At 68.1% G+C, this 17235-nt stretch carries 19 protein-coding genes; 11 read left to right on the forward strand and 8 right to left on the reverse strand.

The features are described from left to right. Window positions 1-15 precede the first annotated feature (15 nt). Entirely contained in the window at window positions 16-729 is a 714-nt protein-coding gene (locus VXD91_RS22175) for a ferritin-like fold-containing protein (protein ID WP_244872814.1), read from the reverse strand. Window positions 730-1065: 336 nt separating this feature from the next. Between VXD91_RS22175 and VXD91_RS22180 the strand changes: the two genes are divergently transcribed. Both VXD91_RS22180 and VXD91_RS22185 read left to right on the forward strand, forming a co-directional pair. Beyond that, window positions 1066-2613, forward strand: a complete 1548-nt coding sequence (locus VXD91_RS22180) for a DEAD/DEAH box helicase (protein ID WP_346416437.1) — start codon at window positions 1066-1068, stop codon at window positions 2611-2613. 20 nt (window positions 2614-2633) lie between these two features. Next, window positions 2634-3848: a PQQ-binding-like beta-propeller repeat protein gene (locus tag VXD91_RS22185; RefSeq protein WP_318984119.1), complete on the forward strand. Its 1215-nt coding sequence runs from the start codon at window positions 2634-2636 to the stop codon at window positions 3846-3848. A 9-nt stretch (window positions 3849-3857) separates the two neighbouring features. Here VXD91_RS22185 and VXD91_RS22190 read toward each other — a convergent pair whose 3' ends face one another. After that, on the reverse strand, window positions 3858-4661 hold the full coding sequence (locus VXD91_RS22190; protein ID WP_318984118.1) for an AAA family ATPase: 804 nt from the start codon (window positions 4659-4661) through the stop codon (window positions 3858-3860). A 50-nt stretch (window positions 4662-4711) separates the two neighbouring features. Between VXD91_RS22190 and VXD91_RS22195 the strand changes: the two genes are divergently transcribed. The 5 genes from VXD91_RS22195 (at window position 4712) to VXD91_RS22215 (ending at window position 10584) form a co-directional block, all read left to right on the forward strand. Beyond that, window positions 4712-5347, forward strand: a complete 636-nt coding sequence (locus VXD91_RS22195) for an acid phosphatase (RefSeq protein ID WP_212806565.1) — start codon at window positions 4712-4714, stop codon at window positions 5345-5347. Between the two features lie 35 nt (window positions 5348-5382). Beyond that, window positions 5383-6429: an isochorismate synthase gene (locus tag VXD91_RS22200; protein ID WP_346416466.1), complete on the forward strand. Its 1047-nt coding sequence runs from the start codon at window positions 5383-5385 to the stop codon at window positions 6427-6429. Window positions 6430-6442: 13 nt separating this feature from the next. Further along, on the forward strand, window positions 6443-6934 hold the full coding sequence (locus VXD91_RS22205) for a GNAT family N-acetyltransferase (RefSeq protein WP_318984117.1): 492 nt from the start codon (window positions 6443-6445) through the stop codon (window positions 6932-6934). 126 nt (window positions 6935-7060) lie between these two features. After that, a complete protein-coding gene (locus VXD91_RS22210; RefSeq protein WP_346416439.1) occupies window positions 7061-9187 on the forward strand; it encodes an adenylate/guanylate cyclase domain-containing protein in 2127 nt (708 codons plus the stop codon). Continuing rightward, window positions 9184-10584 carry a mechanosensitive ion channel family protein gene (locus tag VXD91_RS22215; RefSeq protein ID WP_226519137.1) on the forward strand — a complete coding sequence of 467 codons (1401 nt, stop codon included), beginning with the start codon at window positions 9184-9186 and terminating at the stop codon, window positions 10582-10584. Before VXD91_RS22210 ends, VXD91_RS22215 begins: the two co-directional genes overlap by 4 nt. 5 nt (window positions 10585-10589) lie before the next feature. Here the strand turns inward: VXD91_RS22215 and VXD91_RS22220 are convergent, their stop codons facing one another. Both VXD91_RS22220 and aroQ read right to left on the reverse strand, forming a co-directional pair. Then, on the reverse strand, window positions 10590-10979 hold the full coding sequence (locus VXD91_RS22220) for a hypothetical protein (RefSeq protein WP_212806569.1): 390 nt from the start codon (window positions 10977-10979) through the stop codon (window positions 10590-10592). Next, window positions 10976-11419, reverse strand: coding sequence for a type II 3-dehydroquinate dehydratase (gene aroQ, locus VXD91_RS22225; RefSeq protein WP_020102966.1), 444 nt, complete (start codon window positions 11417-11419; stop codon window positions 10976-10978). The genes VXD91_RS22220 and aroQ overlap by 4 nt, the downstream gene beginning before the upstream one ends. Before the next feature lie 39 nt (window positions 11420-11458). On the opposite strand from aroQ, the gene VXD91_RS22230 reads away from it, so the two are divergent. From VXD91_RS22230 to whiB1, 3 genes are all read left to right on the forward strand, one after another. Beyond that, window positions 11459-11854, forward strand: a complete 396-nt coding sequence (locus VXD91_RS22230) for a YchJ family metal-binding protein (RefSeq protein WP_212806570.1) — start codon at window positions 11459-11461, stop codon at window positions 11852-11854. 51 nt (window positions 11855-11905) lie between these two features. Continuing rightward, window positions 11906-12865 carry a diacylglycerol kinase family protein gene (locus VXD91_RS22235; RefSeq protein ID WP_226519139.1) on the forward strand — a complete coding sequence of 320 codons (960 nt, stop codon included), beginning with the start codon at window positions 11906-11908 and terminating at the stop codon, window positions 12863-12865. Window positions 12866-13115: 250 nt separating this feature from the next. After that, on the forward strand, window positions 13116-13370 hold the full coding sequence (whiB1, locus tag VXD91_RS22240; RefSeq protein ID WP_020102963.1) for a transcriptional regulator WhiB1: 255 nt from the start codon (window positions 13116-13118) through the stop codon (window positions 13368-13370). 199 nt (window positions 13371-13569) lie between these two features. On the opposite strand, the gene VXD91_RS22245 is transcribed toward whiB1, so the two are convergent. The 4 genes from VXD91_RS22245 to VXD91_RS22260 form a co-directional block, all read right to left on the reverse strand. Continuing rightward, a complete protein-coding gene (locus VXD91_RS22245) occupies window positions 13570-15063 on the reverse strand; it encodes a histidine kinase N-terminal domain-containing protein (RefSeq protein WP_346416440.1) in 1494 nt (497 codons plus the stop codon). Between the two features lie 27 nt (window positions 15064-15090). Then, the gene (locus VXD91_RS22250) at window positions 15091-15306 is read right to left on the reverse strand and encodes a biotin/lipoyl-binding carrier protein (protein ID WP_036421130.1); all 216 of its coding nucleotides are present in this window, start codon (window positions 15304-15306) and stop codon (window positions 15091-15093) included. Between the two features lie 267 nt (window positions 15307-15573). Continuing rightward, entirely contained in the window at window positions 15574-15885 is a 312-nt protein-coding gene (gene rsrA / locus VXD91_RS22255; protein WP_212806573.1) for a mycothiol system anti-sigma-R factor, read from the reverse strand. After that, window positions 15885-16511 (reverse strand): sigma-70 family RNA polymerase sigma factor, encoded by a 627-nt coding sequence (locus tag VXD91_RS22260; RefSeq protein WP_168176135.1) that lies wholly within the window; start codon window positions 16509-16511, stop codon window positions 15885-15887. The genes rsrA and VXD91_RS22260 overlap by 1 nt, the downstream gene beginning before the upstream one ends. Window positions 16512-16721: 210 nt before the next feature. Between VXD91_RS22260 and VXD91_RS22265 the strand changes: the two genes are divergently transcribed. Continuing rightward, window positions 16722-17213, forward strand: coding sequence for an aminoacyl-tRNA deacylase (locus tag VXD91_RS22265; protein ID WP_212806574.1), 492 nt, complete (start codon window positions 16722-16724; stop codon window positions 17211-17213). The last annotated feature ends 22 nt before the right edge of the window (window positions 17214-17235 follow it).

The raw sequence follows: 17235 nt of genomic DNA on the forward strand, positions 1-17235 counted from the left end.
ACCGGGTGTGTGAGCTCAGCCGAGGCCGAGTTCGCGCACCCGGTTCTTGTGTGTCTCCTGCAGGCGCTCGAAGAACTCGGTCATCTGGGTCAGACCCTCGCCGCTGGACAGCACCAGGTCGACGAGCTCGTCGTGCTCGGCCATCACGAACTGCGCCTGGGTGATGGCCTCCCCCAGCAGCCGGCGCGACCACAGCGCCAGCCGGTGCCGCTGCCGGTCGCTGGCGCTGACCGCGGCCCGCACCTCGGCCACCACGAACTGGGAGTGCCCGGTTTCCGACAGCACCGCGCGCACCACGTCGGCGGCCTCGGCGGGCAGCGACCCGGCGATCTCCAGGTAGAAATCGGCTGCCAGGGCGTCGCCGACGTAGGTCTTGACCAGCGCCTCGAGCCACGTGCTCGGTGTGGTCAGCCGGTGGTAGTTCTCCAGTGCCGGAGCGTATTTCGTCATCGCCGGGACGACGTCGACACCGCGGCGCAGCAGCGCCTCGCGCAGCACGTCGAAGTGCCCCATCTCGGCGGCGGCCATGCGCGCCAGATTGATGCGACCGGCCAGGTTCGGCGCCATCCGCGCCTCCTCGGTCAGCCGGTAGAACGCGGCGACCTCGCCGTACGCGAGCAGGGCGAACAACTCGTTGATACCGGGATGATCGCCGGTCACCGCCGGCTGCGCCGGAGTTGCCGTCTGCTCGGGCAGCGCCTGGGACCTCGAAGGCGACGGGGAAGGCATGGCCCCAACTGTAGACCGCGACTCGCGTCACAGCCGACCGGCGATGCGACCAGCTACAATGGTCTCGGCTGTAGCCAGTTCCGGGCAAGTTCCGGATCGGGAAAAGGTCCGGCGCGGGCAACGCGCGACCGGCTGCGACCAAGGAAATGTGCGTGCACGTGTTGGCCCACCTCCATCCGCGACCGACGCGGTAGACGGTTCTCCAGCTCGCCGGAACACCCGGCTGATTCGGCAGAACCGCCCCGAGGGCCCAAGTGTTGATCGTCAGACTCGTGCGCGCGTGGACAAACAGCGAGCACAGACTCCGATGACACTGGAAGGCATCCACGCCACCTCATGACCGCATTGACTGCAAAGACAACCGAAGAAAAAACATTCGCCGACCTGGGCGTTCGGGACGAAATCGTCCAGGCACTCGCCGAGGACGGCAAGGCCCACCCGTTCGCGATCCAGGAGCTGACCCTCCCGCTCGCGCTGGCCGGCGACGACCTCATCGGCCAGGCCCGCACCGGTATGGGCAAGACCCTGGCATTCGGTGTGCCGCTGCTGCACCGCGTCGCATCCGACGCCTCGCTGCCGCTGACCGGCACCCCGCGCGCGCTCGTCGTCGTCCCCACCCGTGAGCTCTGCATCCAGGTGCACGGCGACCTGACGATGGCCAGCAAACACCTCAAGGCCGGCGAGAACGGGGAGCGCAAACTCCGCGTCGAGGCCATCTACGGCGGCCGCCCCTACGAGCCGCAGATCGAGGCCCTGCAGCAGGGCGTCGACGTCATCGTCGGTACCCCGGGCCGGCTCCTGGACCTGGCTCAGCAGGGTCACCTGCAGCTCGGCGGCCTGAGCGTTCTGGTCCTCGACGAGGCCGACGAGATGCTGGACCTGGGCTTCCTGCCCGACATCGAGCGCATCCTGCGGCTGACCCCGGACTCCCGCCAGGCCATGCTGTTCTCGGCCACCATGCCGGACCCGATCATCACGCTGGCCCGCACGTTCATGAACCAGCCGACGCACATCCGGGCCGAGGCCCCGCACTCGGCGGCGACCCACGACACCACCAAGCAGTTCGTCTACCGCGCCCACGCGCTGGACAAGGTCGAGATGGTGAGCCGCATCCTGCAGGCCAACGGCCGCGGCGCGACCATGATCTTCACCCGCACCAAGCGCACCGCGCAGAAGGTGTCCGACGAGCTCGCCGAGCGCGGCTTCAAGGTCGGCGCCGTCCACGGTGACCTGGGCCAGATCGCCCGTGAGAAGGCGCTCAAGTCCTTCCGCAACAGCGACATCGACGTTCTGGTCGCGACCGACGTCGCCGCCCGCGGTATCGACATCGACGACATCACACACGTCATCAACTACCAGATCCCCGAGGACGAGCAGTCCTACGTGCACCGCATCGGCCGTACCGGCCGCGCCGGCAAGACCGGTATCGCCGTGACGCTGGTCGACTGGGACGAGCTGACGCGCTGGGCGCTCATCGACAAGGCCCTGAACCTGGACTGCCCGGACCCGGCCGAGACCTACTCGCGGTCGCCGCACCTGTACGAAGAGCTCGACATCCCCACCGATGTCACGGGCTCGATCGGCGCCTCGCGGGCCAAGCCCGCCAAGAAGTCCTCGGACCCCGAGCTCAAGCGCGAGTCGAGCGCCGACAAGGACCGTCCCGCCCGCAACCGCAGCCGGTCGCGCCGCCGCACCCGCGCCGGTGAGTCGGCCACGGGTCATGTCGAGGCAGCGGGCGCAGTCGAGGGCGACACCGCCGTAGCCGGTGCCCCGGCCGGTGACAGCCCGGCCGAGTCGAGCCACTCGGGCCGCCGCCGCCGGCGTCGTCGTCCGAGCAAGGCCGCCTCGGAGGCCGCGGCCGTCGCAGCACCTGCTGCCGAATAGCCGCAGGCCGCCCGAGCCCTATGGTCAAACCGGAGCGACGTACCAGAGCTGATCTGATCGCCGCCGCGGCCATCGTCGTGGTGGTCGCGGTCGGCGCAGCGCTGATCTGGTGGAACAGCGACGCGCGCGCCACCGTCAGCCGGCCCGCCGACCGTCCCATCCCGGCCTTGCACGCCGCCAAGACGGTGCCGACGACGCTGCGCGAACTGTGGACCGCGGCCAGCGGCAAGACCAGCCAGCCGTCGGTCGTCGGCGGCGTCGTGGTGACCGGCGACGGCGATCAGATGCTGGGCCGCGACCCGGCGACCGGCAACACGCTGTGGAGCTACTCGCGCGCCCGTGAGCTGTGCGGCGTCACCACCGTGTACCAGTACGCGGTGGCTGTGTACCCCGACGGCCGCGGCTGCGGACAGGCCAGCGCCATCGACGCCGGCACCGGACGCCGCGGACCGGCCCGCAGCAGCCTCGCCGATGCCGAGGTGAAGCTGTCCACCGACGGGACGACGATCCTGTCGTACGGCGACAGCCGCCTGGAGCAGTGGCGTTCCGACCTGGTGCGGATGATCAGCTACGGCTACCTCGACGCGGTGGTCAAACCCGGCGTCCCGGCCTCTCCCCTGTGCCGCTTGGTGTCCGCCGCGGCCAGCTCGGCGTCGGTGGCCGTCATGGAGGCCTGCCCCAAGCAGAACGACCTGCGGCTGACGCTGCTGAAGGCCGCCAAGGAAGAGGACCAGCCGGACGTCAAGCGGGTATCGCTGCCCGGCGTCAGCGTGGACTCCGACGCACAGGTGATCGCGGTGTCGGACACCAAGGTGGCGGTCTACCTGCCGACGCCGCAGCCGTGCGTGAACGTCATCGACGAGACCGGCAACACCATCGCCAGCACGCTGCTGCCGCATGCCGCGACGCCGGTGACGGCGACGACGCGCGTCGGAGACGTCGTCACCTGGTACACGGGTGACTCGGTGCTGGTCTTCGACAGCAATGGGCTGCGCTACAAGTACACCGTCAGCGCGCAGGGTGGGCAGGCACCGATCGGCCCGGCCACCATGCTGGCGGGGCATCTGCTGGTTCCGGTGACCAGCGGCTACGACACGTTCGACGCGCAGAGCGGCGCCGGTCAGACGCACATCGCGCTGGCGCGGCAACCGGTCAACTCCGCGGTGATCCCGGCCCTGGCCGGTTCGGTGCTGCTGGAGCAGCGCGGCAGCCAGTTGGTGGCGCTGGGTCAGTGACCTGAGGTGTCACACCTCAGGGGTGAAGACCGGCAGGGCCTTGTTCTTCTTCCAGTGCTTGATCAGCGACTGCGCCAGTTCGCGATAGGCGATGGCGCCCTTGTTCTTCCGGCCGGCGAGGACCGACGCACCCGAGGCGCTGGCCTCGGCGAAGCGCACCGTGCGCGGGATCGGCGGGGCGAGCACCACGAGGCTGTAGCGGTCGGCGACGTCGAGCAGGACATCGCGGCTGTGCGTGGTGCGGGCGTCGTACAGCGTCGGCAGCGCGCCCAGCAGCCGCAGGTCGGGGTTGGTGATCTGCTGCACGTCGTTGACGGTCCGCAGGAACTGGCCGACACCGCGGTGCGCCAGCGTCTCGCACTGCAGGGGCACGACGACGTCGTTGGCGGCAGTCAGGCCGTTGAGGGTCAGCACGCCGAGTGACGGCGGGCAGTCGATGATCACCACGTCGAACTGGTCGGCGATCTTCGCCAGCGCGCGCTTGAGCGCGTACTCCCGGCCGGCCCGCATCAACAGCATCGCCTCGGCACCGGCCAGGTCGATGTTGGCCGGCAGCAGGGTCATGCCCTCGGCGGTCGAGACCAGCGCGACATCGGGTTCCACGTCGCCGAGCAGCACCTCGTGCACCGAGACCGGCAGTTTGTCGGGGTCCTGGCCCAGAGAGAAGGTCAGACAGCCCTGCGGATCGAGGTCGACGAGCAGTACGCGCTGCCCTTCCTCGGTCAGCGCTGCACCCAGCGACGCCACTGTCGTCGTTTTTGCGACCCCACCTTTTTGGTTGGCGACCGCAAGTACCCGTGTCACGGTGCCCATCCTGACACGCGGCCAAGTGGCGCCGCTCACCGTGGGGCAGAATCTCGGGCGTGAGTATTGGCGTCGACCCGGCAGGCGAACTGCTGACACACCGGCTCATCCTGCTCCGGCACGGCCAGACCGAATGGTCGCGCAGCGGCCGGCACACCGGGCGCACCGACCTCGATCTGACCGAGGAAGGCCTGCAGCAGGCCCGCAGCGCCGCCTCGGCGCTGGCCGAACTGAAGCTCGACAACCCCTTGGTGATCAGCAGTCCGCGCCGGCGGGCCGTGGTCACGGCCGAACTCGCCGGGCTGGACGTCGCCGAGACCACCGAACTGCTGGCCGAGTGGGACTACGGCGACTACGAAGGCCTGACCACACCGCAGATTCGGGAGCAGGTGCCCGACTGGCTGGTGTGGACGCACGGCTGCCCCGGCGGCGAGAGCCTGGCCGACGTCAGTGCCCGCGCCGACCGCGCCGTCGCGCTGGCCCTTGAGCACATGGCGACGCGCGACGTGGTGTTCGTCGGGCATGGGCACTTCTCGCGGGCCGTGATGACCCGCTGGATGGAGCTCCCGATCACCGACGGCATCCGGATCTCCATGGCGGCCGCGTCGATCTCGGTGTGCGGCTTCGAGCACGGCGTGCGCCAGTTGGTCGCGCTGGGTCTCACCGGCCACCCCAACCCGTGCCTGCCCGAGTGACCCCGGTTTTCGTGCTGGCAGGTCCCGATGGGGTCATGCTGGCGGACGGGCCGGCGCAGGCGTACCCGAATCTGGACGACGCGCGGCGCGCACTGGCCGCCGACGACGTGCCGATCCTGGTGGGCGCCTTGCCTTTTGACCTCGACTCCCCCGCCGCGTTGATGGCGCCGGCCGCCGTCACGTACGCCGACGCGCTGCCGTTCAGAGCTGACCGGCTGCCGGCGGTCCGCATCGCGGCCAGCCTGCCGTCGCCCGACGAACACCGGGCCCGGGTGGCCGCCGCGGTACGGGCCCTGCGCGACCCGGCGGCAGGCCTGCACAAGGTGGTGCTGGCGCGCGCGCTGGAGCTCGTCGCCGACGACGCCCTGGACCCGTACGTGGTGCTCAGCCGTCTGGCCGACGACCGCAGCGCCACAGCGTTTTTCACCGATCTCAGCGCGGCCGGCGCGCCGTACTCCGGCACCGCGCTGCTCGGCGCGAGCCCCGAACTGCTGGTGGCCCGCCGCGGCGATGTGGTGACGTGCAAACCGTTCGCGGGCTCGGCGCCGCGGTCCGCCGACCCCGAGACGGACGCCGCCAACGGCGCCGCGCTGGCGGCCTCGGCCAAGAACCGGCACGAGCACCAGCTGGTCGTCGACATCATGCGTGCGGCGCTCGAACCGCTGTGCAGCGAGCTCGACATCGCCGCCGAGCCGCAGGTGAGCGCCACCGCGGCCGTCTGGCACCTGAGCACGCCGATCGTCGGGCGGCTGCGCGAAACCTCCACCACCGCACTGGATTTGGCCATCGCACTGCATCCGACGCCAGCTGTCGGCGGGGTGCCCACCGCGGCGGCGGCACGGCTGATCAACGAACTCGAAGGCGACCGCGGGTTCTATGCCGGTGCGGTCGGCTGGTGCGACAGTGCCGGCGACGGCCGGTGGGTGGTGTCGATCCGGTGCGGGCAGCTGTCCGCCGACCGGTTGTCCATCGACGCCCGCGCCGGCGGCGGTATCGTCGCCGAATCCGATCCCGATGACGAAGTCACCGAGACCACAACGAAATTCAGGACGATGCTGACCGCACTGGGGGTAGCGCAATGATGGGACACCACAAATGACGACGATCATCCGCCCGGTACGGCCCGGCGACGAAGTCGAGATCACCGCGATGATCCACGAATTGGCCGAGTTCGAGAAGGCCGCCGACCAGTGCACCGTGACCGAGGCGCAGATCCGGACGGCGCTGTTCGGCGGCGCCGAATCGGGCCAGGCCGCCGTTTCGGGTCATTTCGTCGAGGTCGACGGCCGGCCGGCCGCGTTCGCGCTGTGGTTCCTGAACTTCTCGACGTGGGACGGCGTCTCCGGCATCTACCTCGAAGACCTGTTCGTGCGCCCCGACTTCCGGCGCCGCGGCCTGGCCCGCAAGCTCCTGTCGACGCTGGCGCAGGAATGCGTCGAGCGCGGCTACACGCGGCTGCAATGGGCGGTGCTGAACTGGAACGTGAATGCCATCGCCCTGTACGACGAGGTCGGCGGCAAACCGCAGTCCGAGTGGACGACGTACCGGGTATCCGGGCCCGAGTTGACGGCTCTGGCCCAGGGCTGATCCGGCGTCCGCTGACGTCCGGCGCAAATTTCTTCCCCAATTCCCTTCTGCACGTGGGCCTCGGCTGCCACCATCGGTGTTGATCCGCGGCCCGACCGATGAGGCCGGGCCGGCGAAGGGACGGCAATGCGATTTCAGCGTCGCCAACTGCTGTCCAGGGTGAGCATCCAGTCGAAGCTCGTGGTGATGCTGGTGCTGTGCACCATCATCGCGGCGACCGTCGTCGGCGTCATCGGGTTCCGGGCCGGCCGCGCCTCGCTGCGGGACTCGGTCCTGAACCGGCTCACCGAACTTCGGCAATCGCAGTCCCGTGAGCTCAAGGACCAGCTGTCCGACCTGAAGAACTCGATGATCATCTACGCGCGCGGCGCCCACACCCAGGGCGCGCTGGCGGAGTTCACCGCAGGATTCGACGCGCTCGCGGACAAGCCCGTCAGCCCGGCACAGTCACAGGCGATCACCGACTACTACACCAACACCTTCCTCAAGGAGGTGCAGCAGTCCAGCGGCGCCAAGCTCAACGTCGATCAACTGCTGCCGCGGGACAACGCCCAGCGGTATCTGCAGGCGAACTACACCGCCGTGCGCAAGGACGACGACACCGCGGTCAAGGTCGACGACGCGCACGACGGCAGCACCTGGTCCGCGGCGAACGCCCGCTATCAGGACTTCTTCCGGCAGATCGTCACGCGGTTCGAATTCCAGGACGCGCTGCTGCTCGACAACCGCGGCAACGTGGTCTACACCGCGTACAAGGACGTCGACCTCGGCACCAACATCCTGACCGGGCCCTACAGTGGCTCCAAACTCCGTGGCGCATACGAGAAAGCGATGTCCGCCAACGCCGTCGACTACGTCGGCATCACCGATTTCGAGGTGTACCAGCCGGCGGAGAACGTGCCGACCGCGTGGATGATCACGCCGATCGTCACCGCCGGGCGCGCGATGGGCGCGCTCGCCCTGCAGTTCCCGGTCACCAAGATCAACCGGCTCATGACGTTCGACCAGCGCTGGAAGGAATCCGGCCTGGGCAATACCGGCGAAGTCTTCCTGGTCGGCCCCGACGACCTGATGCGCTCGGATTCCCGGATGTTCCTGCAGGACCGGCAGACCTACAAGAACGACGTCGTCGCGGCCGGCACCCCGGCCGACGTCGCCGACCGCGCCATCCAGTTGGGCGGCACCACCCTGGTGCAACCGGTGCCACCGACCACCAACAAGCAGGCCCTGCGGGGTGAGTCCGGAACCCGGCTGGCCACCGACTATCTGGGCCACGAGGTGCTACTGGCCTACGCCCCCATCACGATTCCCGACGCCGAGCTGCACTGGACCATCATCGGCAAGATCGACACCGCGGAGGCGTTCCAGCGGGAGACCGCATTCACCAGGACCATCGTGTTGACGACCGTCGGCATCATCTTCGTCGTGTGCATCGCCGCGATGTTCCTGGCGCAGCTCTTCGTTCGGCCCATCCGGCGGCTGGAGGCCGGCGCGCAACGGATCAGCGCCGGCGACTACAACATCAACGTGCCCGTCGAGACACGCGACGAGATCGGCGAGCTGACAGAGGCTTTCAACGAGATGAGCCGGAGCCTGACGGTCAAGGAGGAGCTGCTCGTCGCGCAGCGCAAGGAGAACGCCAAGCTCTTGACGCTGTTGATGCCCGAACCGGTCGTCGAGCGCTACCAGCAGGGCGAGGAGATCGTCCCGGAGGAGCACCAGAACGTCACGGTGATCTTCACCGAGGTCATCGGGCTGGATCGACTGCAGGCCCAGTTGACGTCGCAGGGGTCGCTCGCCGTCGTCACCGAGCTCGAACGCCAATTCGACGCGGCCGCAGACAGTCTCGGCATCGAACGCGTCCGCGCGATCCGGAACGGCTACCTGGGCAGCTGCGGCCTCAACACCCCGAGGCTCGACAACGTCCGGCGGACCGTCGACTTCGCCCTGGAATGCCAGCGCATCATCGACCGGTTCAACAGCGAGACGGGTAACCACCTGGGCCTGCGTGCCGGCATCGACACCGGCACCGTCAGCAGTGGCCTCGGCGGCGAGTACTCCGTGGTCTACGACATGTGGGGCGCCGCGGTCAACGTCGCCTACCAGGTCAAGAGCGGTTCACCGCAACCCGGAATCGACGTCACCGACCGGGTTTATCAGGCGCTGCAGGCCACCATGACGTTCACGTCGGTCGGCACCATGTCCGTCGACGGGCAGGACGAGCCGATCTGGCGACTGGTGGTGCCGGAATGATCGCTGACGTGTTCACCTCGGCCTGGTTCTACTGGGCCGTGGGCATCGCGATCGGGCTGCCGATCGGGCTCGTCGTGCTCACCGAATGGCAGCACGCGCTGCGCCGCAGGCACAGCTTCCTGGTGCGGCCGGTGACCGTGCTGCGCAACTACCTGCTGCCCCTGGGCGCACTGCTGCTGCTCTTGACCGAGGCCCGGCAGGTACCGGCCGCAGCCACCTCGGTCCGCACCGTCGCAACGCTTTTCGCGTTCGTCGTGCTGATCCTGCTGCTGTCCGGCGTCAACGCCACCCTGTTCCAGGGGGCGCCCGCGGGGACCTGGCGCAAGCGCGTCCCGACGATCTTCGTCGACGTCGCCCGGTTCGTCCTCATCGCGGTCGGCCTGGCGGTGATCTTCTCCTACATCTGGGGAGCGAACGTCCGCGGCCTGTTCACCGCACTGGGTATCACCTCGATCGTCATCGGCCTGACACTGCAGAATTCGGTGGGCCAGATCATCTCGGGCCTGTTGATGTTGTTCGAGCAGCCGTTTCAGATCGGCGACTGGCTGGACACGGCCGCCGCACGCGGCCGGGTGGTCGAAGTCAATTGGCGTGCCGTGCATCTGGAAACCGGCGCCGGAACCCAGATCACCCCGAACTCGGTGCTGGCGGGGGCGTCGTTCACCAATCTGAGCCGGCCGGCCGACGCGCACTCGATCACCGTGACAACGATCTTCTCCCTCGACGATCCGCCGAACCAGGTGTGCGCGTTGCTCACTCGCCTGGCCGCGGACCTGCCGATGCGGCGTCCTGACGGCACCGTGTCGGCAACGCCCGCAGGCGGGCTCGAATATCAGACCACCATCCCGCTGCACTCCCCCGCCGACGACGGAGAGACGAGAAAGCTTTTCCTGCAATGGGTCTGGTATGCATCACGGCGGGCCGGTCTGCACCTGGACGAAGCCGAGGACGACTTCTCCACAACCGAACGGCTGGCCGAGGCCGTCGCCGAAGTCGTCGCACCGACCCTGCGGCTCAGTGCCGACCAACAACGCGAACTGCTGAGTGCGGCGAATCTGGAACGCTACGGCATCGGCGAACTGGTCCAGCGCGTCGGAGAGGTGCCCGACCGCATGACGTTCATCCTCTCCGGACGTGTTCAGCTGACTGCCGGCGGTGACGATGGAGCCGAGACGCTGATCGGAATCCTCGAGAACGGCAGCTATCTGGGTCAGAGCACATTGACCCGGCAGCCGGTCATCGGCAATGCCCACGCCCTCGACGAAGTCACCGTGGTGCACGTGGAACGCGACCACATCGAGACCGTGGTGCAGCGAAATCCGGTGCTGCTACAGGAATTCGGCCGGATCATCGAAGACCGCCGGGCCCACGCCCGGCGCCTGCTGAGTGCCGACTGAAACCGTCACTCCCGCTTGGAGATCCACTCCACCGTGGACGGGCTGAACAACAACCCCAGCGTGACGATGGCGACGAGCGCAACCACGATGGCGTACTGCAGCTGGCCGGATTGGAAGACGTACCAGGCGACGCCGAGCAGCAGCAGGTTGGCGAACACCCCGATACCGCGGCCCCAGCGCCGCCCGGTGATCAGTGCCCAGCCGCCGGCGAGCACCGCCCCGCCGACGCACACCAGCCAGATCGCGTTGCCGTAACCGCTGACGATGTGCTGGTCTGCGCCGGCCAGCCCGCGCACCACGTACACCACGGCGCCGATCAGGCCGAGCGCACCTTCGGCCGCCACCAGGAACCCGGCCCGGCGCACGGCCGGCGGATGGATCGCCGGATCACTCACTGCGACAACCGATCTGCCAGGTACCGCACCGCCAGCTCGTAGCCGATGGGCCCGGCGCCGGCGATCACCGTCTCGGCCACCGCCGACACGTAGGAGTGATGCCGGAAGGCCTCGCGCTTGTGGATGTTGCTCAAATGCACTTCGGCGACCGGCAATTCGGCTGCGGTGAGAGCGTCAGCGATGGCCACCGAGGTGTGGCTGTACGCGGCGGGGTTGATCACGATGCCGACGCAGTCGGTGCGCGCCGCCTGGATCGCGTCGACCAGTTCACCTTCGTGGTTGCTCTGCACCGCGCGCACGGAGAAGCCCAGTTGCGCCGCGAGGTCGGTGACGGCCTGCTCGATCTGCGCCAACGTGGTCGAGCCGTAGATTTCCGGCTGGCGAGTGCCCAACAGGTTCAGGTTGGGCCCGTTGACGAGGAGCAGGCGGCGATCGGTCACCCACTCACGGTACCGGCTGCGAACAGGCAGAATTGTCCGGTGCCGACCAACAATCCACCGTGTCGCTGCGACACCGGGGCCGTGTATGCCGCCTGCTGCGGCCCGCTGCACCGCGGCGAGCGTTCCGCTGCCACCGCAGTGGCGCTGATGCGTTCGCGGTTCACCGCGTTCGCCCTCGGTGATGTCGACTACCTGCTGGCGACCTGGCATCCGGACACCCGACCGGCAGACCTCGACCTCGATGACGCCGTCACATGGCGCCGGCTGCAGATCGTCGACACCGAGGCCGGCGGCACGGACGACCCGACCGGCGTCGTGCAGTTCCGCGCGCAGTACGTGCGCGACGGCAGCCGGCACATCCTGCACGAGCGCAGCCGATTCGCCCGCGGCAGCGATGGCCGCTGGCTGTACGTCGACGGCGACTTCGTGGACTAGCCGCCGGCGACCGAGTTGCCGACGGTCGCGGCGCGGATAGGCTCGTCACCCGTGCGTGCCGTGCTGATCGTGAATCCGAACGCAACCTCGACGACCCCGGCAGGCCGGGACCTCCTTGCCCACGCGCTGGAGAGCCGCGTCGACCTCACCGTCGCGCATACCGACCACCGTGGCCATGCCATCGAGATCGGGCACCAGGCCGCCGCTGACGGCACCGACGTGGTGATCGTGCACGGCGGCGACGGCACCGTGAACGAGGTGGTCAACGGCATCCTCGGGCACGCGAACGGCGTGCCGGGCGCCTCCAACACCGCCGTCGGCGTGGTGCCCGGCGGCTCGGCGAACGTGTTCGCCCGGGCCCTCGGCATCAGCCCCGATCCACTGGAGGCGACGAACCAGCTCGTCGACCTGCTCAGCGATTACCGCCGGGGCGTGCCCTGGCGCCGCATCGGGCTGATGGACTGCGGGGACCGCTGGTCGGTGTTCACCGCCGGTATGGGCGTCGACGGTGAGGTCGTGGCGGCCGTCGAGGCGCAGCGGGCCAAAGGCCGCAAGGTGACCGCGTCGCGGTACATCCGGGTGGCGATCCGCGAGGCCGTCGGCAGCGCCCGCAAGCCCCCGCGGTTGACGCTGCACCTGCCGAACCGCGAGCCGGTCACCGGTGTGCACTTCGCGTTCGTGTCGAATGCCAGCCCGTGGACCTACGCCAACAGCCGGCCGGTCTGGACCAACCCCACGACGACGTTCGAAACGGGCCTGGGCGTGTTCGCGACCACGAGCATGGGCATCTGGGCCAACCTGCGATTGCTACGACGGATGCTGTCGCGTACGCCACAGATTGAAGGCCCGCACCTGATCCGCGATGACGACCTGCCGTGGCTGCGCGTGACAAGTGACACACCTATCGCGTGTCAGATCGACGGAGATTTCGTTGGCCTGCGCGAAAGCATGACGTTCACGTCGGTGCCGGCGGCTCTCAATGTGGTCGCGCCCCCAGCAAAAACACAGTGACCAGCGATCTTGGTAACACTTTGCAAAATTTAGGGCGCAGGTGGGCCCAGTGTAGTACAACTGGTTCAGGGGCCTGCCAACGCGGGTCCGCAGTGACATTGCCCACGAGTTAACGCGCCGCTATTGACATCTGTCCAGCCTGTGAAAACATCAGATGCAACAGTGCAGAAACATTTCGTGTGCACCCGTTAACAGCCGAAGTGAAAAAACATTGCGCGCTTTGCTGCGCGCCCAGTGAGGAGTGTTGACCATGGATTGGCGCCACAAGGCGGTCTGTCGCGACGAGGATCCGGAACTGTTCTTCCCCGTGGGAAACAGCGGCCCGGCCATCGCTCAGATCGCTGACGCGAAGCTCGTGTGCAACCGCTGCCCGGTGACCACCGAGTGCCTGAGCTGGGCACTCGAGTCCGGCCAGGACGCGGGTGTCTGGGGCGGCATGAGCGAAGACGAGCGTCGCGCGCTGAAGCGTCGCAACGCCCGCACCAAGGCCCGCACCAGCGTCTAGCCACGGCATTCGAAAAATGACCCCGGCGACGAGCCGGGGTCATTTTTTGTGGGGCAGGGCCGATGGCCGGCCCCGCTCGCGAATGTGCCGTCAGATCGTCGAATCAGCGATTTTCGTGATCTGTGTGCACGCTCGCGGCGGGTGACCAGACGCGAAACATATTGCGCGGCTGGGTTATTGCGCGGCCCGGCCCCTGTGCCTACTGCGCGGCTCGGCCGCGGCGACCGATCGGGACCCGCAGCACCACATCCGTGCCACCACCCGGCGCCGCATTCATCGCCAGTGTGCCGTCGAGCACCGACGACACCTGCGTCTGCACGATCTGCAGCCCCAGCCGGTCCGAGTTCTCGAGGGTGAAGCCTTCGGGCAACCCGTGCCCGTCGTCGTGGATCACCACATCGAGCCAGCGCGCCGACCGGTCCGACTTGATGGTCACGCTGCCCTGCTCGGTGCTCGGATCAAAAGCGTGCTCGATGGCGTTCTGCACCAGCTCGGTGATGACCATGATCAAGGCGTGCGCGCGGTCGGCGTCCAGGACTCCCAGATCACCCTCACGCCGCACCCGGATGGGGGCGCCCAGCGAGGCCAGGTCGTTCATCATCGGCAGGATGCGGTCGATCACCTCATCGAGGTTCACTTCCTCGTCCACCGACAGCGACAGGGCGTCGTGCACCAGGGCGATCGATGACACCCGGCGCACCGAATCCAGCAGCGCCTCGCGCGCCTCGGCGTTGTTCATGCGCCGGGACTGCAGGCGCAGCAATGCCGCCACCGTCTGCAGGTTGTTCTTCACCCGGTGGTGAATCTCACGGATCGTGGCGTCCTTGGACAACAGCGCGCGGTCCCGCCGCTTGATCTCCGTGACGTCGCGGACCAGTACCGCCGCACCCACGGCCTGCCCGCCCACGGACAGCGGGATGGTGCGCAGCAGCACCGCGGCGCCGCCGGCATCGATCTCCATGCGCATGCTGGAGCCGCCCGCCAGCAGATCCCGGACGTGGTTCGCCAGTTCCTGCGCGTCGAAGGGGTCGGAGATCAGCGGACGGGTGACGCTGATCAGGTTCTGGCCGTCGAGCTCGGTGGCCAACCCCATGCGGTGATACGCCGAGATGGCGTTGGGGCTGGCGAACGTCACGACGCCGTCGACGTCCAACCGGATCAGGCCGTCACCGACGCGTGGACTGGACCGCGACATCGGCACGTCACCGACGTTCGGGAACGTCCCCTCGGCCAGCATGCGCAGCAGATCGCGGGCGCAGTCCAGATAAGCCCGCTCGAGCGGCGCCACCTTGCGGCGGTCGGCGAGCGCAGTCTGGTGCGTGAGCACCGCGACCACGTCATTGCCGTACCGCACCGGGACGGCCTCCAGGTTCAGGCGCGAATCACCTTGTACGGCGGCGCTTTCGGCTCCCCGGCCGATGAGCCCGGTCTCGAAGGCCGCCGTGACGGCGGGCATGTCCGCGGCAGAGTTGATGGTCCCGACCGCGTCGGCGAACAGCACCGTCAGCGCGGTGTTGGGCCGAATCTGGGCCACGCACACCAGTGCCCCGTCGTCGCGCCGGACCCACATGAGGTAATCGGCGAACGACAGGTCGGAAAGCAGCTGCCATTCACCGACCACGGCATGCAGGTGGTCGACCGCATTGCCGGGCAGGACCGTGTGCTCGGCGAGCAGATCACCGAGTGTGGACACGTCTCGTTATCCCGTTCTGGGGGTTGCCTAGCCGATGACGGCGATCAGGTCGCCGGCCTGGATCACGTCGCCGACGGCCACGTTGACGGACGTCACCGTGCCGGCGACCTCGGCCAGCACCGGAATCTCCATCTTCATCGACTCGAGGAGCACCACCGTGTCACCCTCGCCGATCTGGTCGCCCTCGCGAACCACGACCTCGAGCACACTGGCCACGATTTCAGCGCGAACGTCCTCGGCCATCTTCACCCCACTCGTCTACGTATCTGTACGCAGGCGGTGCCTGCGGCCTCTATTGCACCACAGCACCACGGTTTGCAATTGGGTGGCGTGGCCGTGCGACACTGTAGGGCGAGCAACCGAACCTTTGGAGGACCATCATGGCCAAGCGTGGCCGCAAGAAGCGTGACCGTAAGCACTCGAAGGCCAACCACGGCCGGCGTCCCAACGCCTGACCCACGCCTTCAAAAAACCGCCCGGCTCCTCACGGAACCGGGCGGTTTTTCGTTGTCAGCCGCGGACGATGGTGGTGCGGCTGATTTCGAGCTTCAGGCGCGCCCGCAGGCCCTCAGGAGCCTTCTCGCCGCTGCACTTGGTGGCGATCAGTGCCTTCACCCGCTCCTCGATGCCGTACTGGCGCAGGCAGGTGGGGCATTCCTCCAGGTGGACCCGCAGCTTGTCGCGCGTCTCCGTGGTGCATTCGCCGTCGAGCAGCGTCCATACCTCGGCGATCACCGCGGCGCATTCGGGATGCTCCGGGTCGACCGGGCCGATCGGCGGCTGGAAGTCGTGCCCCTCGGGGCGCGTGAACTCCTCGCCCATCAGGACACCTCCTGGGTGTCGAGGCTCTCTCCACGGAGGAAGCCCCGGTCGCGGGCGACGCCCGTCAACAGTTCACGCAGCTGCTTGCGGCCACGGTGAAGGCGGGACATCACCGTCCCGATCGGGGTATCCATGATTTCGGCGATCTCCTTGTACGGGAAGCCCTCGACGTCGGCGTAGTACACCGCCATCCGGAACTCTTCCGGCAACGCTTGCAGCGCCGCCTTGATTTCAGTGTCCGGCAGCGCCTCCAGCGCTTCAACCTCAGCTGACCGCAGACCGGTCGACGAGTGCTCGGCGTTGGACGCCAGCTGCCAGTCGGTGATCTCGTCAGTCGGGTATTCCGCCGGCTGCCGCTGCTTCTTGCGGTAGCTGTTGATGTACGTGTTGGTCATGATCCGGTACAGCCACGCCTTGAGGTTCGTGCCCTCACGGAACGAGTGGAAGGCCGAATAGGCCTTCACCATGGTCTCCTGGACCAGGTCCTCGGCGTCCGCAGGATTGCGCGTCATGCGCAGCGCGCCGCCGTAGAGCTGATCGAGCAGCGGAATCGCATCGCGCTCGAACCGCGCCGTCAGCTCCGCGTCGCTCTCGACCGCGGAACCCAGCCCGTCGATGTCGGTCATCGTGATCGAGACCGTCCCTTCTGTCGCGGCGCCACGCAACAGGTCCGGTAACTCGACCGGACGTTCCAGACATGCCGTTGGCACCTGTGTCCCCTTCCGTCCGATCCTAGAGGCTGCGACCGACAAGTTCGCGAGCCATTAATTGACCATGCTGACGGGAGTAACAGCACCGCACCACACAGTTGTTCCCGGCCTCTACGCTTGCCAGCCATGGCGAGCGCGGCAACCCCGGCGATCAAGGCCCTGCAGGCCGCGGGAATCGGCTACGAGATCCGGCAGTTCCGGCACGACCCGCGGGCCACGTCGTTCGGCGACGAGGCCGTCATCGAGCTGGCGGCAGAGGGGTTCGTCGCGGCGCAGATCTTCAAGACGCTGGTGCTGGCGATCCCCGGCGGCCTGGCCGTCGCGGTGCTGCCCGTGCCCGACAAGCTGTCGTTCAAGGCCGCCGCCGCGGCGCTCGGCGTACCCAAGGCCGAGATGGCCGAGCAGGCCGCCGCACAACGCGCCACGGGCTATGTCGTCGGCGGCATCTCCCCGCTGGGGCAACGCAAATCGCTGCCCACGGTCGTGGACCGGTCGGCACTCGACTGGGACCGGGTGCTGTGCAGCGCCGGCAAACGCGGATTGGACCTCGTGCTGGCCCCCGCCGACCTGGTGGCCGCCACCTCGGCGGTGACTGCCGAGATATGTACTCCGCGGTAACTCCGGCGGCATAGGGTGTGCG

The organism is Mycobacterium sp. SM3041 (assembly GCF_039668335.1).
In the GTDB taxonomy this organism is placed as follows: Bacteria; Actinomycetota; Actinomycetes; order Mycobacteriales; family Mycobacteriaceae; genus Mycobacterium.

Coding starts and splice junctions, on each gene's coding strand:
- VXD91_RS22175 (WP_244872814.1), bottom strand. CDS start 729: ATGCCTTCCCCGTCGCCTTCGAGGTCCCAGGCGCTGCCCGAGCAGACG.
- VXD91_RS22180 (WP_346416437.1), top strand. CDS start 1,066: ATGACCGCATTGACTGCAAAGACAACCGAAGAAAAAACATTCGCCGAC.
- VXD91_RS22185 (WP_318984119.1), top strand. CDS start 2,634: ATGGTCAAACCGGAGCGACGTACCAGAGCTGATCTGATCGCCGCCGCG.
- VXD91_RS22190 (WP_318984118.1), bottom strand. CDS start 4,661: ATGGGCACCGTGACACGGGTACTTGCGGTCGCCAACCAAAAAGGTGGG.
- VXD91_RS22200 (WP_346416466.1), top strand. CDS start 5,383: ATGCTGGCGGACGGGCCGGCGCAGGCGTACCCGAATCTGGACGACGCG.
- VXD91_RS22205 (WP_318984117.1), top strand. CDS start 6,443: ATGACGACGATCATCCGCCCGGTACGGCCCGGCGACGAAGTCGAGATC.
- VXD91_RS22210 (WP_346416439.1), top strand. CDS start 7,061: ATGCGATTTCAGCGTCGCCAACTGCTGTCCAGGGTGAGCATCCAGTCG.
- VXD91_RS22215 (WP_226519137.1), top strand. CDS start 9,184: ATGATCGCTGACGTGTTCACCTCGGCCTGGTTCTACTGGGCCGTGGGC.
- whiB1 (WP_020102963.1), top strand. CDS start 13,116: ATGGATTGGCGCCACAAGGCGGTCTGTCGCGACGAGGATCCGGAACTG.
- VXD91_RS22250 (WP_036421130.1), bottom strand. CDS start 15,306: ATGGCCGAGGACGTTCGCGCTGAAATCGTGGCCAGTGTGCTCGAGGTC.
- rsrA (WP_212806573.1), bottom strand. CDS start 15,885: ATGGGCGAGGAGTTCACGCGCCCCGAGGGGCACGACTTCCAGCCGCCG.
- VXD91_RS22260 (WP_168176135.1), bottom strand. CDS start 16,511: ATGACCGACATCGACGGGCTGGGTTCCGCGGTCGAGAGCGACGCGGAG.
- VXD91_RS22265 (WP_212806574.1), top strand. CDS start 16,722: ATGGCGAGCGCGGCAACCCCGGCGATCAAGGCCCTGCAGGCCGCGGGA.